Raw genomic sequence first — 24,539 nt, 5'->3', positions numbered from 1 at the left:
TGATTGCGCTCTACAGCAGCGCCGTGAATGCACGTGCCCGGCGCGTCACTTCCTGAGTATTTTCAGCGCCGAACAGGCCGTGCACCACGGCGAGCAGGTCGGCCCCGTGTTCGACCAGTTGCGGTGCGTTCTCCAGGGTAATGCCGCCAATCACCGCAATCGGCAGGTGGACCCTGGCACGCACCTGAGCGATCAGGTCCAGCGGCACGGCCGGGGCGCCGGGTTTGGTCAGGGAGTTGAAGAACCTGCCAAATGCCACGTACGTCGCGCCGTCAGCCTTGGCTTGCTCGGCCAGTTCCACGCGGCCATGACAAGTAGCCCCGACAATCGCCTTGTGCCCGAGCAGGGCGCGGGCATCGGGCAGCGAGCCGTCGGACTGTCCCAAATGCACTCCCACCCCCAGCCGCGCAGCCAGTTCAGCGTCATCGTTGATGATCAGCCGGGTCTTGTAGCGTTCGCAGAGCTTGAGCAGTTCGGTCGCTTCGCGCAAACGGCGGGACTCGTCACTGTTCTTGTCGCGGTATTGCAGCAGCGTCACGCCGCCGTCCAGCGCCGCTTCGACGTACGACAGAAATTTTCCGGACAGCAACTGGCTGTCGGTGATGGCGTACAGGCCACGCAGTTTCATGAATCGACCCTCATGGCGATGTGTTACGAGCAAAAATCCAGCGGCAGCCGACGTGGCACGAATTGCCCCCGGCCCAACTGTTCGGCATCCCTCAGCGTTCGCCAGGTGTAGTCGAGTGCCGACTTCACCGCGCTGACCAGCTCCTGCCCCTGGGCGATCCGCCCGGCCAGTGCGCTGGCCAGGGTGCAGCCGGAACCGTGATAGCTACCGGGCAGACGCTCGCAGACGAAGGTGTGGGTCTGGCCGCCGCGCAGGTACAGGCGGTTATGGATTTGCTGTTCATCACCATGACCGCCAGTGATCAACAGATATTCACAAAACGGCAGTAGTTTGTCAGCGCACTCATCCGCAGTACCTTCGGGCAGCTCGGCAAGAATGCGGGCTTCCGGAAGGTTCGGCGTGGCGATGGTCGACAGTGGCAACAGGCGTTCGCGCATGGCGTAGCCGACGTCGTCCTTGCCCAGTCTGCCGCCGCCGCCAGCGCGTAACACCGGATCACAGACCATGGGCAAGTGCGGGTGAGCCAGAAGCAGATCGACGACCGTATCGACCATTTCCAGTGAGCCGAGCATGCCCAGCTTGACAGCTGCTACGCTCGAATCGTTGAGGACTGCATTGGCTTGCGCCATCACCCATTCGCGATCCAGCACGCGGAAATCACTGACATTGACGGTGTCTTGCACCGTAAGCGCGGTAATCACCGGAGCGGCATGGCAGCCTTGGGCGAGCAGGGCTTCTATATCGGCCTGCATGCCGGCACCGCCACTAGGGTCGTGGCCGGACAGGCAAAGGACTACGGGGCGGGAGCTATAGATATTCATGGTGCGCGAGCTTATCACTAAACCTTTCGCGGGCCGCTCGGGGGGCCGGTTTTTTCTTGCGGATCGAGGTCAGTCGGCGACGACGGCAGGCTCGACAAAACCTTAAAAAGTACTCATGTTTGCTCTGCAGTCACCGATATAGAGCTATTACCTTGATTTTGATCGCGATACTGTCTTTCAGCTATTAGCGGCTATGCTTGGTTGGCAAGGCTGACGAGTGACGGTTCGGGTGTTTACTGATGTCTGCCGGTATATGTGCACGTTCAATGGTGTGTTTGAATCATTAGCCTGTTTCAAGGATAGAAATTTGCGGGACGTCGTAATCAATGGATGGATTGAACGCGACGACCTACCTTGGGGCTTCAATGCGCTATCTGTTGATCATTCTGGCTCTTTGGCTGCCGTTGCAGAGTCATGCAGTCGAGTTTGATGAAAACACTCGTTTTCTGCCGCTGGGCCGTGCCATTCAGGTATTCGAGGACCCCACCGGCGAGGCGACCATCGAAAGCGTCAGCGCTGCCGCTCATGCCAGTGCCTTTAAGCCCGTGCCTCCCGGAACCTTCAACGCCGGCTATTCGCGTTCTGCCTTCTGGCTGAAGGTCGAGCTGACCTATCGCCCCACAGATGCCAGCATCCATAACGACTGGCTGCTGGAACTGGCCTATCCGCCGATGGACCACATTGACTTCTACGGCCCGGATGCCGACGGGCAGCCCACTCGCGCCTGGCATACCGGCGATATGCTGCCGTTCTCCAGCCGTCAGTTCGCCCAGAACAACTACCTCTTCCAGCTGGACCTGCCGCCTGGCCAGACGCGAACCCTGTACATGCGTATTCGCAGCGAAGGCGCTGTTCAGGCACCGCTCTACCTCTGGTCCACCCACGCCTATATGGATGCGCAGCCCACCAAGATTTACGTCTTCGGTCTGATCTACGGCGTGCTGCTGGGCATGCTGGTCTACAACCTGTTCATCTACCTCAGCGTTCGTGAGGTGGATTACCTGTATTACCTGCTGTACGTCGCCTCGTTCGGGCTTTACCAGATGTCGATCAACGGCGTTGCGATCGAATACCTGTGGCCTGACAGCCCGTGGTGGGCGAATGCGTCGACCCCCTTCCTGATATCGCTGGCGACGTTATTTGCGTGCCAGTTTTCGCGCAGCTTCCTGGGCACGGCACAACTGAGCCGCTGGCTGGACCGGCTGTTGCTGGCGGTCATCGGCGCTGCCGTTCTGGTCATGGGTATGGCCTTGTTCCTCAGCTACGGGCCAGCCTTGCGCGGCGCCGCTCAACTGGTCATGGCAGGCGCCCTGACGATCTATCTGGCGGGTATCGTTGCGGTCATCAAAGGCGAGCGGGTCGGGCGCTATTTTGTGCTCGCCTGGTCGGTGTTCATGGTCAGCGGACTGATCTTCGGCTTGATGCTGCTTGGCTATCTGCCTAATACCTTCCTGACCATGTACGCCTCGCACATCGGCACGGTGCTGGAAATGGCGTTCCTGTCGATGGCGTTGGCCGACCGTATCAACCACGCCCGCAGGCAGCAGGCGCAAACCTTACTGGCTGCCGGTCAGGATCTGGAGCGTCTCAACCAGCAACTGGCCAACAGCAACCGGCTTAAGGATGAGTTCCTGGCCACGCTCACCCATGAGCTGCGCACGCCGATGAACGGCGTGATCGGGTCGCTGGAAGTCATGCAGACGCTCGACATGGACGACGAAGTCGAGATGTATCAGCAAACCGCCGCCAGTTCGGCACGCGACATGATGAGCATGATCAACGGCATCCTGACCCTCACCGAGCTGCAGGCCGGGGTGCTGTATGCCGACTGCGAGGCGTTTTCGCCCAAGGATCTGGCCGACAGGCTGCGTGAACGCTTCAGCGGTGCGGCTCAGTCCAAGGGCCTGATATTGACACTTGATCTGGACGATAAACTGCCGCCGAGCCTTCGTGGCGACGCGGGCAAGCTCTACCAGTGCATCGAGTGCCTGGTGGACAACGCGATCAAATTCACCCGAAAAGGCGCAGTGCAGGTGCGTTTCAGTGGCCATCCGCAAGACCTGGAGCGCCTGTACCTGCGGGTCGAAGTGATGGACAGCGGTATCGGTTTGAGCTGCCTTGACGAAGCCGGGCTGTATCAGCATTTCTTTCAGGTCGACGGCTCCATGACCCGTGAGTACGGTGGGCTGGGCATCGGTCTGGCGATCTGCCGGAAACTGATCGAGTTGCAGGGCGGCGAGCTGAGTCATCGTTCCGAACCCGGCAAAGGCAGCTGTTTTACGCTGAGTGTCCCGATGCTGATGGTCGTACCGGGCGCAGTGCGCAGGGCGCCTGAACTCAAGGCTCAATGGGGCATATAAGCGGCCTTATAGCGCCATCAGCTTAAAGCGCCGACCGTTAGGCGGCTACGGCACTTTTGCGAGGGCCGGGTGCGTGATTCACTGTGTGCATATTGCGTGTGTATGCAGGCAGGAGATGACTCATGAACCTGAATCAATTCGCCGAAACCCACGAAGTCACCAATCAACCGCCGCCGCTGGACGGGGCAAACCTTTACCGTATCGACGTGCCGCTTCAGGAGTGGAGCAGCCGATTCGGTGCGGGCTGGGCGCAGCCGCGTATCGACGCCTATGGTGCGCTGGCAGGTGGCCCGCTGATGGCGGCGGGCTTTCTGGCCAACCAGCACAAGCCCGAGTTTGCCAGCCATGACCGCTACGGGCATCGCATTGACCTGGTCGAATTCCACCCGGCGTATCACCAGTTGATGAGCACGGCCATCGCGCATGGCATCCCGTCGTTGCCCTGGACCGAGCCGCAGCCCGGTGCTCACGTGGCGCGTGCGGCCATGAGCTATCTGCACACCCAGGCTGAGCCCGGCAGCGGCTGTCCGCTGACCATGACCTTTGCCAGCGTGCCTGCGCTCAGGCTGCAGCCGGATCTGGCTGAAATCTGGCTGCCCAAGGTGCTGTCGACTGAGTACGATCCGCGCAATGTGGGCATTGCGCACAAGAACGGCGCGACCATCGGCATGGCCATGACCGAGAAGCAGGGCGGCACCGACGTGCGGGCCAATACCACGCGTGCGTTCCCGGTGGGGGCCGGCGGCCCCGGCCAGGCCTACGAACTGGTCGGGCACAAATGGTTCTGCTCGGCACCCATGTGCGATGCCTTCCTGACCCTGGCGCAGACCGACAAGGGTCTCAGCTGTTTTCTGCTGCCACGCCACCGGCCTGACGATACGCGTAACGAGTTCTACATTCAGCGCCTGAAAAACAAGCTCGGCAACTGGTCCAACGCCTCCAGCGAGGTTGAGTTTCGCGGCGCGCTGGCGTGGATGATCGGCGAAGAAGGGCGCGGCGTGCCGACCATCATCGAAATGGTCGCCATGACCCGTTTCGACTGCATGATCGGCTCCAGTGCCCTGATGCGTCAGGCGCTGACTCAGGCGACTCATCATTGCGCGCACCGTGCGGTCAGTGGCCGGTTGCTCGCCGAGCAGCCGTTGATGCAGAACGTGCTGGCTGACCTGGCACTGGAAAGCGAGGCCGCGCTGGCCCTGACCCTGCGGGTGGGGCGCGCGCTTGACCACTTGAATGATGATCACGAAAAGCGGTTTGTGCGCCTGGTCACCGCAGTGGGCAAATACTGGGTCTGCAAGCGCGCCCCGGCCATGATCAACGAAGCCGCCGAGTGCCTGGGCGGCGCCGGTTATGTCGAGGACAGCATTCTGCCCCGCTTGTACCGCGAAGCGCCGGTCAACTCGACATGGGAAGGCTCCGGCAACGTGCAATGCCTGGACGTGCTGCGAACCCTGTCCAAGGAGCCCGGCGCACTCGATGCGCTGTTCGACGAGCTGGGCGACGGGCATGGCGACCGGCATCTGGCGGCGCACATCGGCACGCTCAAGGCCGCGTTTCAGGACACCGGCGACATTCAGTATCGCGCCCGCCAGTTGACCGAAGACATCGCCATCGCCTTGCAGGGCAAGCTGCTGCTGGAAGCGGGTAACGCGGCGGTCAGTGACGGCTTCATTGCCGGTCGGATAGCGTCCGGCGGGCGGGTGTATGGCGCATTGCCCACGGGCGTTGACGTAGAAACATTGCTGCAAAGGTCCTCGCCGCAGGTGGCATGAGCACGCGAACCCGTTACGATGCACGTCTGCAAGATCAGACAGGACATGAATCGTGACCCAAGCCTTTGTTGTTGTCGACACCGCCGAGCAGGCTGTAGAACGGCTCGCCGAGCTGCATGAACGCGCTACCAGTGCGTTGAGTCAGGCGCTCAAGCGCTACCTGAAAGACCGCGTCGAACCCACCGCCGAAGAGCGCGCGCAATTCAGCTACCCGGAACTGCGCCTGATCTACAAATGCCAGGGCGAAGTGCCGGTGACCACCCGTGCCTACGCCAAGGTGCAGCTGCCGGGCACCTACAGCGTTACCGTCACGCAGCCCAAAGCCTTCAAAAAGTACCTGCTCGAACAGCTCGTTCCGCTGATGAACGATTTCACCGTGACGGTCGAAGTCGGCATGAGCGAGCAGAGCATTCCTTATCCTTACGTGGTCGAGCAGGGCGATGAACTGGCCGGCACGGGTGTCACCGCTGCGGCGCTGGCGCGGGTGTTCCCGAGTACCGACCTGTCGGCCGCCACCGATGGCATTGCCGACGGCCTGTATGACTGGGCCAACGTCGACCCGCTGCCACTGGCGCTGTTCGACGCTGCGCGGGTGGATTTCTCGCTGCGCCGTCTGGTGCATTACACCGGCAGCGACTGGCGCCACGTACAGCCGTGGATTCTGCTGACCAACTATCACCGCTATGTCGACCAGTTCATTCTGCACGGCCTGGAAAAGCTTCGCGAAGACCCGCGTTTCGTGCGCATGGTCCTGCCGGGTAACGTGGTAGTCGACAAGAGCATGGGCCAGGACGAAGCCCAGGCCATCGTCGCCAGCGTGGTCTGGCACCGCTATCAGATGCCGGCCTACCACCTGATCGCCGAAGACGGTCATGGCGTGACGCTGGTCAACATCGGCGTCGGCCCGTCCAATGCCAAGAACATCACCGATCACCTCGCTGTACTGCGTCCGCATTGCTGGCTGATGATCGGTCACTGCGGTGGCCTGCGTCAGTCGCAGACCATCGGCGATTACGTGCTGGCCCACGCCTACATGCGTCGCGACGGGATTCTCGACCGTGTGCTGCCGCCGCATATCCCGATTCCGGCCCTGGCCGAAGTGCAGCTGGCCCTGCAGGAGTCGGCTGCGCAGATTACCGGCGAACGCGGCGAAGAGCTCAAGAAGCGCCTGCGCACCGGCACGGTGTTGACCTATGACGACCGTAACTGGGAACTGCGCTGGGCGCAGGAACGTCCGCTGATCAACCTGTCGCGCGCAGTGGCGGTCGACATGGAAAGCGGCACCATCGCCGCTCAGGGTTATCGCCTGCGTGTGCCTTACGGCACCTTGCTGTGCGTATCCGACAAGCCGTTGCACAGCGAAATCAAGCTGCCGGGTTCGGCGAATGCGTTCTACGAACGTGCGGTGAGCCAGCACTTGAAGATCGGCATCGCTGCGCTGGACCTGCTGCGCACCGAGCTGAACTCGCTGCACTCACGCAAATTGCGCAGCTTCGACGAGCCGCCATTCCGTTGATGGCTTGCCGTTAATAGATTGGTATTTGCACGAAGGGCCACTAAAGTGGCCCTTTCTGTTTGCCGATTGCCGAATTCTCATGTCCCGCACCCAACGCCCCGTTTCCCGCCGTCCTGCCTCCAAACCGGCAGGTGCTGCCCGGCGTGTCGCCAAAGCACCACCGGCCGAGCCCAGGCTGATCCTGTTCAACAAGCCTTTCGACGTGCTGACCCAGTTCAGCGATGAGGAAGGGCGGGCCACGCTCAAGGACTTCATCAAGATCCCTGGCATCTATCCGGCCGGGCGTCTGGACCGCGGCAGCGAAGGATTGCTGTTACTGACCAACGACGGCCAGTTGCAGGCGCGCATTGCCGATCCGAAACACAAGCTGGCCAAGACCTACTGGGTGCAGGTCGAAGGCGAGCCGAGCGATGAGCAGTTGCAGCAGCTGCGCGACGGTGTTCAGCTCAACGACGGGCCGACCTTGCCCGCCGAAGCGCGGCAGCTTGATGGACCGCAACTCTGGCCGCGCAACCCGCCCGTGCGCTTTCGCAAGAGCGTGCCGACAAGCTGGCTGGAGCTGGTGATCAAGGAAGGGCGTAATCGGCAGGTGCGGCGCATGACCGCTGCCGTCGGCTTGCCGACCCTGCGGCTGGTGCGGGTCAGGATTGGCGACTGGACGCTGGAGGGCCTGGATCAGGGCCAGTACAGGGAAGTCGCCGCAAAACTGTGAAGCCGGTGCTGGCTCAGTTGCGCAGGTGAGTCAGCGGCATTTCGGTGCTGGCCAGCACTTGATTGAGCACAAAGCTCGATTTGACGCTGGTCACGCCTTCGATGCGGGTCAGATGGCCCAACAGCAGTTTCTGATAGTGATCCATGTCCGGCACCACCACTTTCAGTTGATAGTCCGCGTCCATGCCGGTCACCAGGCTGCATTCCAGAACCTGAGGCAGGTTGCGGATCTGCTGCTCGAAATTCTCGAAGCGCTCGGGCGTGTGCCGGTCCATGCCGATCAGCACGTAGGCGGTCAGGTTCAGACCCAGTTTCTTGCGATCCAGCAGGGCGACCTGGCGCACGATATAACCGTCGTCTTCCAGTTGCTTGACCCGGCGCGAGCAGGGTGACGGCGACAGACCAATGCGTTCGGCCAATTCCTGGTTGGATATGCGTGCGTCCCGTTGCAATTCAGCCAAAATGCTCAGGTCGTATCTGTCGAGCTTGCTCACGATGCACCCCATTATCAATTCAATTGCGCTGGATTATTCATCTGAAGTCAAAAATTGCGCAAGTAATGTTTTAATCCGCAATATTAGCAATCTTCTGCCTTAGCCTCAGGCCTATTCTTTTAAACAGAATCACTGCCCGGACACAGCGTCCAGCGCGACCCGCCGAATCAGGCCAGTCGCGGCCTCCCACCCGACAGGGTGTGTCAGGCCCCCGGGCTACATACTGTCCAGAAGACGGCATGAGGTGAGCCAGCGTCAAAAGCGTTGCGCCAGGACGAAGTATCTCAAGGGGGCCATTTGGTCCCCTTTTCTTTGTCTGCTGATAAAGTGTGCAGAACGGCGCTACGCTTAAACAGTCTTAATGACGTCAACCCGCGCTCTAGTGAGGAAAGCATGAAATCTGGCATCTGGCAGTTTGCGGGTGTAAGTCTGTTGTGTCTGAGCATCGGTGCTCAGGCGCTGGCCGACGAACGTGATGAACCACCGCGCAATCCGCTTTACGGCAGCCCTGGTGAAAACGCGCAGCAGCGTCAGCAGCAACAGCAGCGTGCTCAAGAGCAGAACAACCAGCAGCGGCAGATCCAACAGCAGCAAAACCAGCTGCGCCAGGTCGAGCGTCAGCAGCAACAGCAGATCAACCAGCAGCAGACCAATCAGCAACGCCAGATTCAGGAGCAGCAGAATCAGCAGCGTCAGGTCGAGCGTCAGCAACAGCAGCAGATCCAGCAACAGCAGCTTCAGCAGCGCAACATCGAACGCCAGCAGCAACAGCAGATCGAGCAGCAACAGCGCGATCAGCAGCGCCAGATTCAGCAGCAGCAAAACCAGCAGCGTCAGCAGTTGCGCCAGGCTCAGGACAACCTGCCGATCCAGAGCGGCCCGAAAGAGGCTTGGCAAACCCAGCCGCCGCGGCAGGGCTATTACCAAGACATTCCACGCGGCAACAACCGCAACTGGCAGGCCGGCAACGGTCGCCCGAATGACCGTTGGGAAGGGCGTCCCGACGGGCACGGCAATGGCTGGGGGCCAGGTCCGCAATATCGGCCTGGCTATGCGATAGATCGCGTACCGGGTGGCTACTCGCGTATTCCCTATCGTGGTCAGGACTATTACTACTCGGGTGGCTACTGGTATCGCCCGCAAGGCCCGCGTTATGTCGTGGTGACACCGCCCTACGGCGTGCGTGTCAGCAGACTACCGTCCTACTCTCAGGAAGTATGGATCGGCAGCAGCCTGCTGTTTCTGGCTGCCGGGACCTATTACGCCTACCAGCCGGACAGCCAGGACTACGTGGTGGTCAATCCGCCGCAGAACGAAGCCGTGTATCAGGCTCCGCCGGCCGAACAACAGGGCAATGGCTACGATCCGGTGGCCTACCCTGCCAACGGGCAGAGCCCGCAGCAGGTTGAGCTGGATAAATATCAGTGCTACCGCTGGGCTGCGGAGCAAAGCGGTTTCGACCCGGCCAATGTCACCAGCCAGCCACCGCCTGACGTGGTCGATCTGTATCGTCGCTCGATGGGCGCGTGCTTGGCGGGGCGGGGCTACACCGTCAACTGATATCGGTCAGGCACTGGCCTGTTTGACGACTTCCTGAGGGTCGGCGTGTACCAGCACCTCGGCCTTCGGGAATTGCTTGTGAATGGCGTCAGCCACCTGATCACAAATGGCGTGGGCGACCGACAGCGTCAGGCTGCCCGGCAGCTCCAGGTGCAACTGCACAAACCAGTGATTGCCGGAGATTCGTGTACGCAGATCATGCGCACCGAGCACGCCCGGCACTTCGCATGCCAATGCCAGCATTTGAGTGCTGACATCGGCGGGCAACTCCGCATCCATGAGCACCGATATGGTTTCGCGGGCGATTTGAAAGGCGCTCCACAAAATATACAGCGCGATGCCCAGACCAAAATACGCGTCCAGCTGCTGCCAGCCGAAATACGCCAGCGTCAGCGCCACCAGGATGCTGGCGTTAAGCAGCAGGTCTGAACGGTAGTGCAGCGAATCAGCGCGGATCGCTGCCGAGCCGGTCGCCTTGATCACCCGGTATTGCAGGGTGAGCAGTGCGATCGTCAGCGCGATGGAAATCACCATCACGACCATGCCCAGCAGCGGCGCGCCCAGCGGTTCCGGGTTCTGAATGCGCTCGACCGCCTGAACGGCAATCAGCACACCACTGACGGTAATGAACAACGCCTGCGCCATGCCCGACAGCGCTTCCGCCTTGCCGTGACCATAGCGATGATCGTCATCGGCAGGCCTGAGTGCGTAGTGCACCGCCAGCAGGTTGAGGAACGAGGCTGCGCCATCGAGCAGCGAGTCGGTGAGGCCGGCCAGCAGGCTCACCGAGCCGCTCAGCCACCAGGCAACGCCCTTGGCCAGGATCAGCGTCGTGGCAACCGCCAGCGAGGCCCGTGTCGCCAGACGCAGCAGTCGGGAATGTTCGGCAGTGGTGCTCATGACGCTTCCTTGAACGGGATCGATATCAGGCGGCAGGGACCAGGCCCAGTGCTGCCAGTTGTTCCACGCTGCCTTTATGCTGGATCAGGCGTGGATCGTTCAACGGCAGGGAACGGCCCAGCTCGGTTTCAATGATGGCTTGCAGCTTGGTGTTATCGACGCTGCCGTCAGCCTTGAGCGCTTTTTGCAGCTTCTGCGGATCGATCTGCGCGTGCTCGCCGGGCCCGTAATAGATCGCGCCAGTGGCGAAGTCCACCGCAAACGCAATCACGCCCGGAACGATATAGAACAGCAGCGCAAAAGCATCCAGCGCCGCAATGGCCGGGTCAACCTTGCCATCGATCTGACCACGACGATCAGGATAGAAAATACTGCCGCAGGCGGAAATCTGAGTCAGCAACGTGGCGACCAGAACGCCACCGATCAAGCGAGAAGGAATGCGCATGGAAAGCTCCTGAGATGAAGACGGCAACTATACAAGGCAATGACTGCAAGGCTAAGACTATTGAGTGATGGCGTGGTTCTGCGCTCGTGAAGTTAAACCCAATGGGACGCGGAGCATTCTGAGCTGCAGAATCGCAGGGCCCTGAGCGGGCGCTGAAGATTATCGAATGTGAGACCGGCCAGGAAAACAGTTCCATCGCCATGCCTCTTACCGACCACGATTAACATCTGGTTTACTGTGTCGCACGATAATTACAAAAACCCAGGAGTCATGTATGCAACCGATTCGTCTCGGTCTGGTGGGCTACGGCAAGATTGCGCAGGATCAACACGTCCCTGCGATCCACGCCAACCCTGCGTTTGAGCTGGTGGCCGTGGCCACGCAAGGCCAGCCGTGCGCCGGGGTAGAGAATTTCAAATCCCTGGGCGAACTGCTTGCGAGCGGGCTGCAGGTTGACGCGATTGCGTTCTGTACGCCCCCGCAAGGTCGCTTTGCCCTGGTGCAAGAGGCGTTGGCGGCCGGCAAACACGTGCTGGTCGAGAAGCCGCCGTGCGCGACCCTGGGTGAGGCGATGGCGTTGGTGGCCCAGGTGCAAGAGCAGGGCGTCAGCGGTCTGTTCGCCTGGCATTCGCGTTACGCGCAGGGTATCGAAGCGGCGCGTGAGTGGTTGTGCAGCCGCACCCTGCAGAGCGTGCAGATCGACTGGAAAGAAGACGTGCGCAAATGGCACCCCGGTCAGGCGTGGATCTGGCAGCCCGGTGGCCTGGGCGTGTTCGATCCGGGCATCAATGCCCTGTCGATCGTGACCCACCTGCTGCCACTGCCCTTGTTCGTCGAATCTGCCGAACTGCGCGTGCCGAGCAATTGCCAGTCGCCTATCGCCGCGTCCATCAAGATGTCCGACACGCGCCATCTCGATATTCGCGCCGAGTTCGATTTCGATCATGGTCACGACGAACTCTGGAGCATCGAGATTTGCTGCGCCGAAGGCACGTTGCGCCTGGACAACGGCGGTGCGCTGTTGAGTATCGATGGCGTGCGCCAGGCTGTTTCGGAGGAGGGCGAGTACGCAGCGGTGTATCGACACTTCCAACAGCTGATCGGCGATAAAGCCAGTGACCTGGACCTGCAACCGTTGCGGCTGGTCGCGGACAGTTTTTTCGTGGGCGGTCGGGCATCCGTTGAACCGTTCTACGACTAAAAGCCTCTCAGCTACAGGTGGGGGCAAACCGAATTACGCGCCCCCGCATACGTCAGCCTGACAAGAGAGCAGAAATTGGACACAAAACAGCTTTGGCCTTGCAGTGAACAGGAGTTGGTAGAAGTACGACGGTTCAATAAAACCCTCTCGCGGATGCCGCGTTTCCAGATTCGCAATCGCGTCACGCCCCGGCTGATTCAGGCGCTGTTACGTGCAGCTCAGATCGGCAGCGCCCTGAAACCGGGAGGGCATGACCTGCGCATTGAGAAAAGAACGGTCAGCTCGGATAACGTACCGGTGCCCGTGCGCATCATCCGCCCCAAAGGCAAACCCCGAGGCGTGGTGTTCGACATCCACGGCGGCGGGTGGGTGATCGGCAACGCGCAGATGAACGATGATCTCAACGTCGCCATGGTCAACGCCTGCGACGTGGCCATTGTTTCGGTTGATTATCGACTCGCTGTGACAACCCCCATCGAGGGCCTGATGGAGGACTGTTTTTCTGCCGCCTGCTGGCTGTTGGGCAAAGACTGCGAAGAGTTTGCCGGCCTGCCGGTTATCGTGGTCGGCGAATCCGCTGGCGGGCATCTTGCCGCAGCCACCCTCCTGAAATTGAAAAACCGACCTGATCTGCTCGAGCGCATAGTGGGTACGGTGCTGTACTACGGCGTCTACGACCTGACGGGCACCATGAGCGTGCGTACCGCAGGGCCCGAGACGCTGGTGCTGGACGGTCCGGGCATGGTCGGCGCCATGCGCGCGCTCACCCCCGACCGAAGCGACGATAAACGCCGCGAGCCGCCATTGTCACCGCTGTATGGCGATTTGACCGGCCTTCCGCCCGCACTGATGTTCGTCGGAGAGATCGACCCGCTGCTGGATGACACACTGCAGATGGCCGAGCGCTGGGCCAACTCGGCAGAGGTCGAAATGCACCTCATGCCCGAGTCGCCGCACGGCTTCATCCACTTCCCGACCACGTTGGCGCGCAAGGCGCTGGCGCGCAGCCGCGAGTGGATCAATGAGCGGATCGATGCGCTGGGTTGAGCCCGCCGCTCAACCTATTTCCGCGACCCACTTCGATACCGGGTCGCCACTGCTCAAGCCCGGCTGCACAAGACCGTCGATCATGAAGGTCGGCGAGACGTGTATGCCGTTCTGGCGAGCGTATTTGGCATGCCATTTCACGGCCTGTTCAAGCTCGGGATTGGCGAATGCCTCCGCCAGCGCCAGGCCGCTGTAACGCTCGATGCGCGCGATGATGTCGTTGGGCGTTGCGTCCATGTTCGGGCCGCTGGCGTGGTGTTCGAACTCGAATTCTTCACGGTGCGACGCAACCGCCGTCATGACCGCCTTGGCGCTTTGCTTGCCGCCTTCAAGGGTCGCAGCCGCCAGAATGCAACGCACGATGACACCCGAAAACATGTGCCAGGGCTGCGATTGCAGGCGGATTTTGACCGTGACCCTGTCTTCTCCGGCCTGAGCCAGCAGCTCATCAAGTTTGAAGAAGGCCTTGACCGAAAAAGGGCAGGTCGGCTCAAGGAAGACTTCGAACAGACGAGGCCCGTGGCCCCAGGAAAGTGCGTCTGAATGCATGGTCGTTTTACTCCCGTCGAAGGTTGTACACAAGGCGCGCTGCGCGTAGGCACTGGAAGTGTTCTCCCGAACACTTCTCGTTCCTCACGCTCCGCGTGGGAATGCAGTTGGTGACGCTCCGCGTCACACATTGCAGCGTTGACGCCTGGTTCAGGCTGCACCAGATGTAGACACCCTTAAAGCCTGAACTGCGGATCATGCGGGTTGGAGAGCCGGTTCGGGCATGAGTTCGATTTTCACGCCAGCAACGCGGTAATCCAGCGGACCTGTTGCGCAACGTCCTGCAGCTTCTCTTCGTTCACGGCTTGCTGGGCGCGTTCGAAGTTGTGCAGCGTCTTGTGTTTCTTGCCCAGCAAACGCTGCCACTTGAGCAGAAACGCCGGGCTGCGCGCCTGCATCTGCAGCGGGCCGAAATACAACTCCTCAGCCGTGTACTTAACGGGGCCTGTGCGTTCGGCGACGATGATTTCGTAGTCGAAACGGTTTTCCTGCAGCACCTCTTCGCTGACGATGCGGTAGTCATGCTCCATCAGCCAGACACGCAACGGTTGCTCGCCGCCGTTGGGTTGCAGGATCAAGCGTTCCTGACCGCTCAGGCGCGCCTTGCCCGCTTCAAGTATGTCGCGAATCGTCTCGCCGCCCATGCCGCAGAGACTGATCGCCGTGATCGCGTCTTCCGCTTCGATCGCCGCCAGACCATCGGCCAGGCGCACACTGACCTGATCCTGCAGATCGTTATCGCGCACGGTACGCTCGGCTGCGCAGAACGGCGTCAACGCCACCTCGCCAGCCACCGCTGCCGCAATGACGCCACGGTTCAGCAGCGCCACCGGCAGATAGCCGTGATCCGAGCCGATATCGGCCAGTCGTGCACCGGCTGGCACATGCGTCGCCACACGCTCAAGGCGCATGGACAATCTCTGTTCGTTCAACGGCAACCCCTTCCACCCCAAACGCCCGACAGCATGGCCGGGTCCGGGCGCGATTCTGTAGAGCAACGCGGCGCATTTCAACTTTCCACGCCAAAGCCCACGGCTCGACCCCCATCTTTCGCTCGCGTAGGCTTGGCGTTTTCCATCCTTTGCAAAGCAGAGAACCCATGGCAAACGCAGACATCACCTTCACCCCCGATCCCGACCCGGAGTCCATCTCCTCGGACGTCGCCGACTTCAACGGCGTGCTGGTCAGCACCCAAATCCCCACCCACCCCGACGGCAGCCTGGAACTGGGCGGCATCACCGAGCAGAGCGAGTGCACCCTGCGAGCCCTGAAAGACGCCCTCGAACGCGCCGGCAGCTCGATGGACCGGGTCATGCACCTGACCATCTACCTCACCGACATGGCCGATCGCGCAGCCTTCAACGAAGTGTACAAACGCTTCTTCAAAAAACCGTGGCCCGTGCGCGCAGCGGTGGGCGTGGCGGCGTTGGCGGTTGAAGGGATGCGGGTGGAAGTGACGGCGATGGCGGCCAGGGCGGGCTGACCGTAATGCACACGCCTGACTGATGCTCGCGTCAGCGCTTTGCACCTGTGCAGAGTTGCACATCCCGTGGAACCGGATCTCGTTGCTTGCCACCAAGGCGGTATGAGTTTCCGGAGAAGCAGATGATCAACCTCACCAACCTTGCATCTTCGTTGGCGCGAGTGGCGCTCAGCGATTCGACAAAGCCAACGATAGACCGCGCGATGAACGTCGTCAGCCATATCGCTGGCAAAGTGGCGTTGCAGGTCAACAGCTCATTGCTGGAGCAGAAAGGCCGGCTCAACGAGCGCCAGCAGAAAGGCCTCGAGGTGATCCTCGACGCATTGCTCGGCAAGGAACCGGTGACTAATGTCGAGACGCACGAAGGGGGAGGCCGATTCAATCTGGCGCGAGCTGCCTTCGACGTGGCCAGCGTTGTCTGGGAGCGCGACCAGTCGATGCGCAACGTGATGAGCTTTTTGGGCATCAATGATAGCAAGGGCAACCTGCTGTTCTCTCTGGGCAAGACGCTGGCCGAGGCGATGGTCAAACCCGAACCTGAGCATGGCAAGCACAACAGTGAGGCGAACTATGCGTTCTTCTCCAGCAACTTGAAGCTCAACAAACTGATGAATGACATCGCTGACCAGGTGATCAACGAGATTCGTCAGCAGAACACCGATCGCGTGCGACGACCCATACCGGGCCCATCCTGGAGACCTGAAAGTACTCAACAGCAAGCACGCCCACAAACGCCTCCACGCACTCGCCCCCAAGCCAATAGCGCGCCGCCACCGCCGAAAGCACAGCCCGATGCGGGCGCTCAGCGGCCATCAACAGAGCGGCCCCACAACACAACCCCCGCTGGCGCGTCCGCGAAGGTGGACGATTCCGCCCCCGCCAAACCACCCGTCAAACAGTTGTACGAGCACTTGGGCCTCTCGGACATGACGGCGGACCTCTCCGCAGTCAAAAAGGCTTACAAGAAGGCCGCGTTGAAGTACCACCCTGATAAAAACGCCGGCAACGTGGCCGAGGCGAATGAGCGTTTCAAAAAAATTTCAAATGCGTTCAGGATTTTGTCCGATCCAGAATTGCGCAAGAAATACGACAATGGCCTTATTGATGAGAACGGTAACGAGTTCAAGACCTGAGTTTTCGGCGTGAGGCGTGCTGGCGGCAGTGTTATTGAGCAGTGGGCTCCACGCGCAAGTAGCCCCGATAACTAAACGCTGCTCTTCGTTGATCACACTGAAAAGCGTTCTTCTATTGCCTCGGAAAAATGCGTGCAGTTTATTCGCGCAAAACGCTGGTAGTCGCGCGACACCGAGAACGCCGAGCCCGGCATCAGCAGGATCTTGTGTTGTTCAAGTTTCTTTATGAAGGGCTCCAGGTTAGGGATGTCCGAGTGATAGGCCCAGATGAACATGCCGCCCTGCGGTGCTATATCGAATTGCCAGCCTCTTGCTCGCAGGGCGCGTTGAGTCTGGACCTGCTGGCTGATAAGCCTCTGTTGAACATCCTGCATGTGCCGGGCATAAGTACCGTCCGCAAGAATGGTGTTGACGAACCGCTCGCAGAACGCTGGAACGGCAACGCATGTCAGGAGTTTCAAGCGTGTCGGCGGCTCGATGAGCTCTTGCGAGCAGGCGATATAACCCACGCGCAGCGAAGCAGAAAGGCATTTGGAAAAACTGCCGACGTAGATCACACGATCCAGATTATCCAGTTCGGCAAACGTCTGGCGGACAGTGGGGCTGAAGTCACCATAGACATCATCTTCGACCACAAAGAACTCGTGCTCTACAGCAAGACGCAGAACCTTGAAAGCATTGTGCGGGCTGATGTTGCTGCCGGTCGGATTGTGGAAGGTGCTATTGCAGAAGAACGCTTTGACCGTGTGCTTCGCCAGATAACTCTCCATCTCGGCAATGTCCGTCCCGTCCTGAGTCCGCTTTATACCCACAACATGTCCGCCCGCCAACTGAATCAACCTGATCAGGTTGCCATTGCCCGGCTCGTCCACGAATACATGGTCACCGGGCTTGATCAATAGGCGGGCAACCAGATCCAGGCCCTGCGTTGCTCCCAGGGTGGTGAGGATCTGACTGGGTCTGATGTCGATACGGGTGAGACGCTTCAGGTGAACGCAAAGCTGTTTACGCATCGGGAGATAGCCGGAAATGTCGCCGTATTCGGCCAGCGAACTTTGCTCCAGCCGCGCCGTGCGTCGAATGGCCTTGGCCAGCAATTCGGTATCTCGCCATGCCGGTGGCAGCCAGCCACATCCCAGCTTGGTGTAGTGCGGCCCTGCCTGTAGCAGCCTGAACAGTGGGTCGGCGCTCATGCACTCTATTTCCCGCACGTTATCCACATGGGTGACATGACTGCTCACAAAGTAACCGCGTCCGGGAGAAGCCGACAGCACACCTTCACTCACCAGGCGAGCATAGGCCGAGACGGCATCGTGGTAGCTCGCTTCGGCAGTCAAGGCCAGCTTCCTTATCGACGGCATACGTTGTCCAGCCAGCCACTCGCCTGACTCAAGGCGCTGTTTCAGCGAGTCATAAAGGGCATCAACGCTCATAAGCACCCGGCAAACTGATAGGAAAAACACCCTAACAGTTAACTGTAAAGCTTGTCGACTGTGCGCGCTTGTGGGGTGGGTGAGTGCGATTATGCGCTTGCTGGCATTTGAGCCAGCAGGGCGTCAGCTGCGCAGAAGCCCCTGAAATCAGAGACTGGATATCGAGATAATGCCAAATATGGACATACGATCAGTACCTTCTTCCCGACTCGCCGTCGCAGGTGGTCAGGAATCGTTTCAACTGGTCAAGAACCTTGTCATCGCAGCATTGCTGGAATGCTGTTCTGTAGAGGAGTTCAATGAATTAAAAGAAACCCTTCTCATTGAGTACGTTACCGAGCAGTCGCACGAGGATCTATTGATGTTCGCGCGCAAGGACCCGGCCTCTTGCGGCGATCCTTTGGTCATTGCAAGGACTTACACGTCCTTCGCAGCGGTAATGCATTACCGCCTGGCCCACTGTGTATACCAAAATGCAAAAAGAAGCTGTAACTCCCACGAACAGTCTCTGGCAGCCATCATTTCCAGGCGAGGAAAAATGCTCTCTGGCGCAGAAATCCATTTCCGCTGCAGCATAGGTGCTCGACTTATCATCGATCATGGGTTCGGTACTGTAATTGGCGAGACCGCCATAATTGGCGACGACTGTTATATTCTCGGAGGTGTAACACTGGGAGCCAGAGGTATCAGCAGTAATCCTTCGATACCGCGTCATCCTAAAGTAGGCAGTCGCGTGCAGATAGGCGCTTTTTCAAGCGTATTGGGTCCGGTGAACATAGGTGACGATGCATTCATTGGACCGCGCTGTATCATCACCCAAGACGTTCCCTCGGGTGCTCGAGTGCAAGTGAAAACATCACTGCAGGTGGTAATTGAGCAATGATCGCCACGACTCACGATGTGTTGCGTAACACGGAAAAACTGTATTACAAGGATCGGTACTTGGGGTCTACAAATACCAAAGTGACGCGGTTGTACCCAGACGCTATTGAGCTTGATTGTACGGTTGCCTACCCCGAGGGAGGTGGGCAGGAAGCTGACTTCGGTACTATAGAATTACCCATTGGTACCGTGCGATTTGTCTGGGTAAAAAAGCTCTACGGCACCCCCATTCACCTGGAAGGCTTCAAGGGCGGAAAGTTAGGCGGAGTTATCCTCCATATGATACATCCTGAGGATCTTCACCTCCTTGACTCAATAAGTGAAGGCATGGCTGCTCTGATTAGAATTGATATTTTGCGTCGCGAACGATTGAGTCTATCTCACAGCGCTAGCCATTTTCTGTATGCCGCTGCCACCAGCCTGAGCGAGGAACTAAAGCAGTGGACCATCGGCTGTCACATTAAAGAAAACTCGGCACGCTTTGATTTTCTTGTTGAAGAGTCCTTTAGCAGCGATGACATCAGTGAAATAGAACGACTCGCAAATGAGTTGATCGCCCACGACGACGTGATCAAGAGCTATACGGTCTTTGATGTTGAGGATGCGCGCATGTGGAGTTACCAAGGCATCGAGATTCCCTGCGGTGGCACTCATCTCGTTAATCCTAGTGCCATAGGCCGCCTGAACGTACGTCGAAAAAGGTTGGGTAAAGGTAAAGAACGACTGATCTGTGACTTTCCCAACGCTGAAATTGATTTGTCCCCCTATCATGAGCGCGCCCTACGATGAGTACGCTTCCGCGACGCACCTATCTGTATTTCATCGCGCAATCCATTAACCTGACCACCGCTGTAATGTCCGTGACCATGGCCGCTATTGTCGGCTCCGCACTGGCACCTGAAGCCCGTTTTTCAACGGTGCCGTATGGTTTACAGTTCCTGTTCCTGATGCTGGCCACATATCCCGCTTCCAGGCTGATGAGCCGGATCGGTCGGAAAAAAGCCTTCATGTTTGGCGCCATACCTCTGGTGGCATCCGGCTTGAGTGGCTTCTGGGCAGTCGAGCACCAGCATTTTCCGATGCTGATGTTTAGCCATTCGGCACTCGGGGTTTATATCGCTTTTGCCAACTTCAACCGATTTGCTGCAACCGACAACCTTGATCAAAAGTTAAAGCCCAAAGCCATCTCTCTGGTTGTAGCCGGTGGGGTTATCGCCGCCGTGGTGGGACCGACACTGACTGAGGTGCTCAGGGACTTGGGCGGCTACTCTCTATTTTCATTGTGCTACGCCTCGTTCATCGGTCTGGCTGTACTATCTTTTCTGGTCACCGTTTGCCTGCCTGACGATCCGGTGATGCCATTAGTTTCCAGAGGAAGCCCAGAGACCAAGCCGCCGCAAGTGATGACGTCGACGATGTTGATCGCTATGTCTGTTGCCGCAATAGGCTACGCAATCATGAACGTGCTGATGATTCAGGCTTCAATGCACATGAAGCACATGCACGAGGATTTTTCGGATGTGCGCTTGGCGATCCAGTGGCATGTGATAGCGATGTTTGCTCCGTCTTTTTTTACGGGGGCAATTATCCAGAAACTAGGGATCAAAACCACCCTCTGCTTGGGCGTCCTCATGCTGGCCGGCTGCTCAGCCATAAACATGGGATCAAGCTCTTACGGCGCCATGGTCTTCGCTCTGATCATCCTTGGCTCAGGCTGGAATCTAACCTATGTGGGAGGCGGAGCTCTGTTGGCTCAAGCCCTTCAGAGCAGCTCGCAAGCCTTGCGCATGCAGGGAAAAAACGACCTTGCTATCGCTGTTTTCGCAACGATCGGTGCGTTTACTCCTTCGCTGTTGCTCAGCACGGTAGGCTGGTTTGGTACCAACGCTATTTGTATTGGGCTATGCATCTTTTTGTTAGCTGTAATTGTTGCGCTGTTGGATCAAAAAAAACGGGCCACGCCATGGAGGGAGGCATTAAATGAGTGTGCTTATCAGAACTCATGATCGAGTTTTAACCAAGCTGGAAATGAATAACCCAGGAGGTAGTCACAAATATCGCGCAGCTAATTTAATTGTAAAAAATGCGCTACGCAATGGGAAAATTATTCCTGGTATAACTACTGTAATTGAAAAGACGGGTGGCAATTTTGGTTTTGGTCTGTTATCTGCCTGCCACGCGTATGGTATTCCGGTTGAACTGGCAGTTGGCCTCGGTTTTAGTCAGACCAAAAGAGATTTGTTGGAATGCTTTGGTGCCAAATTGATTGGTAAGGATATGTTGATCGCAGGCGCATCGCCGAGGGATGTCGTTGCCCATCATTTGGAGCATCAGGTCGAAATGGACAAGTGTTACTACTATACCGATCAGTTTAATAACCAAATCGGGATCGAGGCATATCGCTACCAGACTGCATTTGAGCTTGCCTGCCAATTAGAAGAAGCTGAGGCCGACAAAGAGCTTTTGTTTATAGGCTGCGCAGGGACGGGGGCGAGCTTTACCGGTATTACCTTGGGCTTGAAGGACAATGGTTTCGATGTATCTACTGTCTTGGTCGACCCCTCGGGTTGCGACTCCAAGAATGGTGTTTTTTCAGACCATCGTTTTGAAGGGATGGCGGTTGGCGTCTGCCCACCCTTTCTGGACTGGTCCTTGGTAAACAGATGCTATCAAGTCGAACATGGCGAGATGCTGGCAGCGCAACGCGGATTCTATATTCAGAGCGGTACTTTTGTCGGCAATACCGCAGCGGCATGTCTGGCAGTCGCTCAGCGTCTTGCCTGCCTTCCGGAATACGCAGAGACCACGTTGGTGACAATCGCTTATGACAACGGGCTCTGGTATCAGGATTTACAAAGGTCAGTGGCATTAAGTGCAGCTTAGTGACGTTTATGTAAGGCTAGAAAATCGTCTAGGGTTATGGGGTGTCAAATTTTTAAGAAGGGTGAGTAGAGAGAGGGCTTTCTAAAGCGTTATGCCAATACTCTCCCTGATTCCCCAACCCCACCCCGGTATACTCTCCCGCATCTCTCCGGGAGCCCCCATGACCTCGTTACCCATAGATTCCGTACTGCCAGCCCTGCGCCAGGCCTTGTCCACACGCCATGAAGCCGTGCTCGAAGCCCCTCCCGGTGCGGGCAAGACTACGCGCGTGCCGCTCGCGCTACTTGAGGAAACCTGGCTGGCTGGGCAGACCATTCTGATGCTGGAGCCGCGTCGCCTTGCAGCACGGGCGGCGGCGGAGCGCTTGGCCAGCGAGCTGGGCGAGAAGGTCGGCGAGACGGTGGGCTATCGGATTCGTCTGGAAAGCCGGGTCGGCCCGAAGACGCGTATTGAAGTGGTCACCGAGGGGATTCTCACGCGGCGTTTGCAGGACGATCCGGCGCTGGAAGGCGTGGGGCTGCTGATTTTCGATGAGTTTCACGAACGCAGCCTGGATGCCGATCTGGCCCTGGCCCTGAGCCTCAACGGCCGGGAGCTGTTTCGGGACGATCAACCGCTGAAGATTCTGCTCATGTCGGCCACCCTGGAAGGCGAGCGCTTGGCGGCGCTGCTGGACGATGCGCCAGTGGTGCGCAGCGATGGGCGGATGTTTCCGGTGAGCATGCAATGGGGGCGTCCTTTTCAGCCCGGTGAGTTTGTCGAGCCGCGTGTCGTGCAGACGGTACTGGATGCGCTGGGCAGCGAGTCCGGCAGCCTGCTGGTGTTTCTGCCAGGGCAGGCCGAGATTCGTCGGGTCAACCAGCAACTGGCGGAAGCACTGGGCGAGCGTGCTGACATTCTGCTGTGTCCTTTGCATGGCGAGCTTGATCTGAATGCGCAACGCGCGGCTATCGAACCGGCTCCCAAGGGCACGCGCAAGGTGGTGCTGGCGACCAATATTGCGGAAACCAGCCTGACCATCGACGGCGTGCGTGTGGTGATCGATGCAGGGTTGGCGCGGGTGCCGCGTTTCGATCCGGGCAGCGGCATGACGCGTCTGGAGACTCAGCGCATCTCTCGTGCCAGCGCCACCCAGCGTGCCGGGCGGGCAGGGCGGCTGGAGCCGGGCGTGTGTTACCGGCTGTGGTCTGAAGCGCAGCACGATCAACTGGCCGCCTACGGGGCAGCAGAAATTCTTCAGGCGGACCTCGCCGGGCTCGCGCTGCAACTGGCCCGCTGGGGCGTTACGCCTGCGCAACTTGTCTGGCTCGACGTGCCGCCAGCCGCGGCTTATGCACAGGCGCAGGATTTGCTGGTGCGTCTGGAGGCGTTGAACAATCAGCCGGGCCAGCCGCCAGCCCTGACGCCACACGGTCAGGCGATGGCTGAGCTGCCTGCTCATCCGCGCATCGCCCATCTGCTGTTGCGCGGCCATACGCTTGGGCTGGGAGAACTGGCGTGCGACGTGGCGGCCTTGCTGGGCGAGCGCGATATCTTGCGCGGAGCTGGGGCGGACTTGCACAGCCGCCTGACTCTGCTGGCCGGCACCGAACGCGCGGCGCGCGGCGCACAAGGCGGGATACAACGGGCCAGACAACTGTCGCGGCAATATCGCGGCTATCTGCGCGGCGCAGCGAACAGCCCGGTCAGCGATCCGGACCACTCCCGCTGGCTGGGCGCCTTGCTGGCGCTGGCCTACCCGGATCGCGTCGCACAGCAACGCCGAGCGGGCGGAGCCGAATACCGACTGGCCAATGGTCGCGCGGCACTGTTCGCCGAGGCGGATGCGCTGATGAAACAGCCATGGCTGGTCATCGCGGATTTGGGCAGTCGTCAGGGCCAGCGCGAAGAACGCATTTACCTCGCCGCCGAGTTTGATCCGGCACTGTTCGATTCGGTGTTGGCCGAGCAAGTCATCAGCGTGGACCAGATCGACTGGGACGAACGCGAAGGCGTATTCCGCGCCGAGCGACAGCGCAAAGTCGGTGAGTTGATCATCAGTCGCGAACCACTGACCGGCCTCGACGACGCAACCCGCAGTCACGCGCTGCTGGCGTTGGTGCGTCGCAAAGGCCTGGAACTGCTGCCCTGGACGGCGGAACTGCGTCAGTGGCAGGCGCGTGTCGCACTGTTGCGCGGCCTGGATATCGAGAAAAGCTCAGCAAGCGAGTGGCCTGATCTGAGTGACGCGCAACTGTTGGCAACACTCGAAAACTGGCTGATGCCCTACCTGGGCAAAGTCACCCGACTCAGCCATTTCAGCCAGCTCGACCTGTCATCAATCCTGCGCAACCTCCTGCCATGGCCATTGCCGCAACAGTTGGAGGCGCAGGCACCCCAGACTCTGCAAGTGCCCTCTGGCTCGAATATTCGTATCGACTACAGCGAACATCCGCCGATTCTGTCGGTGCGGTTACAGGAATTGTTTGGACTGTCCGATACCCCGCGCATTGCCAATGGGCGGCAGGTGCTGAAACTGCACTTGCTGTCCCCGGCACGCCGCCCGGTACAGGTGACGCAGGATCTGGCTAACTTCTGGCGGTCGACCTACATTGAGGTGAAGAAGGATTTGAAGGGGCGCTATCCGAAGCATTATTGGCCGGATGATCCATTGGTGGCGGAGGCTACGGCGCGGGTGAAGCCGAGGGGGACTTAGAGGGCAAAATACTGGTTAAACCTTAT

Annotated in this window: 23 protein-coding genes; 14 read left to right on the top strand and 9 right to left on the bottom strand. The window is 59.2% G+C overall.

All coding sequences use genetic code 11. The features are described from left to right. Positions 1 to 10: 10 nt before the first annotated feature. Both thiE and KBY08_RS12955 read right to left on the bottom strand, forming a co-directional pair. The gene (gene thiE / locus KBY08_RS12960; protein ID WP_010427218.1) at positions 11 to 628 is read right to left on the bottom strand and encodes a thiamine phosphate synthase; all 618 of its coding nucleotides are present in this window, start codon (positions 626 to 628) and stop codon (positions 11 to 13) included. A gap of 23 nt (positions 629 to 651) precedes the next feature. After that, on the bottom strand, positions 652 to 1,449 hold the full coding sequence (locus KBY08_RS12955; RefSeq protein WP_111522207.1) for a hydroxymethylpyrimidine/phosphomethylpyrimidine kinase: 798 nt from the start codon (positions 1,447 to 1,449) through the stop codon (positions 652 to 654). A 365-nt stretch (positions 1,450 to 1,814) separates the two neighbouring features. Here KBY08_RS12955 and KBY08_RS12950 point away from each other — a divergent pair, with 365 nt between their 5' ends. From KBY08_RS12950 to KBY08_RS12935, 4 genes are all read left to right on the top strand, one after another. After that, entirely contained in the window at positions 1,815 to 3,809 is a 1,995-nt protein-coding gene (locus KBY08_RS12950; protein ID WP_024639404.1) for a 7TM diverse intracellular signaling domain-containing protein, read from the top strand. A gap of 122 nt (positions 3,810 to 3,931) precedes the next feature. Beyond that, on the top strand, positions 3,932 to 5,581 hold the full coding sequence (locus KBY08_RS12945) for an acyl-CoA dehydrogenase family protein (RefSeq protein ID WP_111522206.1): 1,650 nt from the start codon (positions 3,932 to 3,934) through the stop codon (positions 5,579 to 5,581). A 52-nt stretch (positions 5,582 to 5,633) separates the two neighbouring features. Next, positions 5,634 to 7,097: an AMP nucleosidase gene (gene amn, locus KBY08_RS12940; RefSeq protein WP_003399822.1), complete on the top strand. Its 1,464-nt coding sequence runs from the start codon at positions 5,634 to 5,636 to the stop codon at positions 7,095 to 7,097. Positions 7,098 to 7,176: 79 nt separating this feature from the next. Next, positions 7,177 to 7,809, top strand: a complete 633-nt coding sequence (locus KBY08_RS12935; RefSeq protein ID WP_225651160.1) for a pseudouridine synthase — start codon at positions 7,177 to 7,179, stop codon at positions 7,807 to 7,809. Between the two features lie 13 nt (positions 7,810 to 7,822). Here the strand turns inward: KBY08_RS12935 and KBY08_RS12930 are convergent, their stop codons facing one another. Together KBY08_RS12930 and KBY08_RS12925 are read right to left on the bottom strand one after the other, a co-directional pair. After that, complete coding sequence (locus KBY08_RS12930; RefSeq protein WP_003419292.1) at positions 7,823 to 8,314, bottom strand: Lrp/AsnC family transcriptional regulator; 492 nt, start codon at positions 8,312 to 8,314, stop codon at positions 7,823 to 7,825. A 336-nt stretch (positions 8,315 to 8,650) separates the two neighbouring features. After that, on the bottom strand, positions 8,651 to 9,199 hold the full coding sequence (locus KBY08_RS12925) for a hypothetical protein (protein WP_370661156.1): 549 nt from the start codon (positions 9,197 to 9,199) through the stop codon (positions 8,651 to 8,653). On the opposite strand from KBY08_RS12925, the gene KBY08_RS12920 reads away from it, so the two are divergent. Further along, complete coding sequence (locus tag KBY08_RS12920) at positions 9,143 to 9,862, top strand: DUF6515 family protein (protein WP_003399830.1); 720 nt, start codon at positions 9,143 to 9,145, stop codon at positions 9,860 to 9,862. The two genes, KBY08_RS12925 and KBY08_RS12920, sit on opposite strands and share 57 nt — an antisense overlap. Positions 9,863 to 9,868: 6 nt before the next feature. Here KBY08_RS12920 and KBY08_RS12915 read toward each other — a convergent pair whose 3' ends face one another. Further along, the gene (locus KBY08_RS12915) at positions 9,869 to 10,762 is read right to left on the bottom strand and encodes a cation diffusion facilitator family transporter (RefSeq protein ID WP_003399832.1); all 894 of its coding nucleotides are present in this window, start codon (positions 10,760 to 10,762) and stop codon (positions 9,869 to 9,871) included. 25 nt (positions 10,763 to 10,787) lie between these two features. Beyond that, positions 10,788 to 11,207 (bottom strand): hypothetical protein, encoded by a 420-nt coding sequence (locus KBY08_RS12910; protein WP_003340868.1) that lies wholly within the window; start codon positions 11,205 to 11,207, stop codon positions 10,788 to 10,790. A gap of 274 nt (positions 11,208 to 11,481) precedes the next feature. Between KBY08_RS12910 and KBY08_RS12905 the strand changes: the two genes are divergently transcribed. Then, positions 11,482 to 12,408, top strand: coding sequence for a Gfo/Idh/MocA family protein (locus KBY08_RS12905; protein ID WP_024639399.1), 927 nt, complete (start codon positions 11,482 to 11,484; stop codon positions 12,406 to 12,408). A gap of 75 nt (positions 12,409 to 12,483) precedes the next feature. Then, entirely contained in the window at positions 12,484 to 13,455 is a 972-nt protein-coding gene (locus KBY08_RS12900) for an alpha/beta hydrolase (RefSeq protein WP_058822773.1), read from the top strand. Between the two features lie 9 nt (positions 13,456 to 13,464). Here KBY08_RS12900 and KBY08_RS12895 read toward each other — a convergent pair whose 3' ends face one another. Together KBY08_RS12895 and KBY08_RS12890 are read right to left on the bottom strand one after the other, a co-directional pair. Continuing rightward, positions 13,465 to 14,004 (bottom strand): DsbA family protein, encoded by a 540-nt coding sequence (locus KBY08_RS12895; RefSeq protein WP_011268970.1) that lies wholly within the window; start codon positions 14,002 to 14,004, stop codon positions 13,465 to 13,467. 236 nt (positions 14,005 to 14,240) lie between these two features. Next, positions 14,241 to 14,936, bottom strand: a complete 696-nt coding sequence (locus KBY08_RS12890; RefSeq protein ID WP_318654641.1) for a tRNA (adenine(22)-N(1))-methyltransferase — start codon at positions 14,934 to 14,936, stop codon at positions 14,241 to 14,243. 167 nt (positions 14,937 to 15,103) lie between these two features. Between KBY08_RS12890 and KBY08_RS12885 the strand changes: the two genes are divergently transcribed. Together KBY08_RS12885 and KBY08_RS12880 are read left to right on the top strand one after the other, a co-directional pair. Then, the gene (locus tag KBY08_RS12885; protein ID WP_011268968.1) at positions 15,104 to 15,487 is read left to right on the top strand and encodes a RidA family protein; all 384 of its coding nucleotides are present in this window, start codon (positions 15,104 to 15,106) and stop codon (positions 15,485 to 15,487) included. Positions 15,488 to 15,609: 122 nt separating this feature from the next. Next, positions 15,610 to 16,620 carry a J domain-containing protein gene (locus tag KBY08_RS12880; RefSeq protein ID WP_225651158.1) on the top strand — a complete coding sequence of 337 codons (1,011 nt, stop codon included), beginning with the start codon at positions 15,610 to 15,612 and terminating at the stop codon, positions 16,618 to 16,620. 92 nt (positions 16,621 to 16,712) lie between these two features. Here KBY08_RS12880 and KBY08_RS12875 read toward each other — a convergent pair whose 3' ends face one another. After that, the gene (locus KBY08_RS12875) at positions 16,713 to 18,053 is read right to left on the bottom strand and encodes a PLP-dependent aminotransferase family protein (protein WP_225651157.1); all 1,341 of its coding nucleotides are present in this window, start codon (positions 18,051 to 18,053) and stop codon (positions 16,713 to 16,715) included. A gap of 169 nt (positions 18,054 to 18,222) precedes the next feature. Here KBY08_RS12875 and KBY08_RS12870 point away from each other — a divergent pair, with 169 nt between their 5' ends. From KBY08_RS12870 to hrpB, 5 genes are all read left to right on the top strand, one after another. Continuing rightward, entirely contained in the window at positions 18,223 to 18,936 is a 714-nt protein-coding gene (locus KBY08_RS12870; protein WP_057457729.1) for a serine O-acetyltransferase, read from the top strand. Next, entirely contained in the window at positions 18,933 to 19,724 is a 792-nt protein-coding gene (locus KBY08_RS12865) for an alanyl-tRNA editing protein (RefSeq protein WP_003399853.1), read from the top strand. Before KBY08_RS12870 ends, KBY08_RS12865 begins: the two co-directional genes overlap by 4 nt. After that, entirely contained in the window at positions 19,721 to 20,941 is a 1,221-nt protein-coding gene (locus KBY08_RS12860; RefSeq protein WP_103359837.1) for an MFS transporter, read from the top strand. The genes KBY08_RS12865 and KBY08_RS12860 overlap by 4 nt, the downstream gene beginning before the upstream one ends. Then, complete coding sequence (locus KBY08_RS12855; protein ID WP_003399869.1) at positions 20,916 to 21,818, top strand: pyridoxal-phosphate dependent enzyme; 903 nt, start codon at positions 20,916 to 20,918, stop codon at positions 21,816 to 21,818. Before KBY08_RS12860 ends, KBY08_RS12855 begins: the two co-directional genes overlap by 26 nt. 160 nt (positions 21,819 to 21,978) lie before the next feature. Next, entirely contained in the window at positions 21,979 to 24,513 is a 2,535-nt protein-coding gene (gene hrpB / locus KBY08_RS12850; RefSeq protein ID WP_111522205.1) for an ATP-dependent helicase HrpB, read from the top strand. The last annotated feature ends 26 nt before the right edge of the window (positions 24,514 to 24,539 follow it).

Source organism: Pseudomonas sp. P135 (genome assembly GCF_020312125.1).
Taxonomy (GTDB): domain Bacteria; phylum Pseudomonadota; class Gammaproteobacteria; order Pseudomonadales; family Pseudomonadaceae; genus Aquipseudomonas; species Aquipseudomonas fragariae.
The sequence above is the reverse complement of the archived record's forward strand: the minus strand, read 5'-3'. Positions and strand labels throughout refer to the sequence as shown.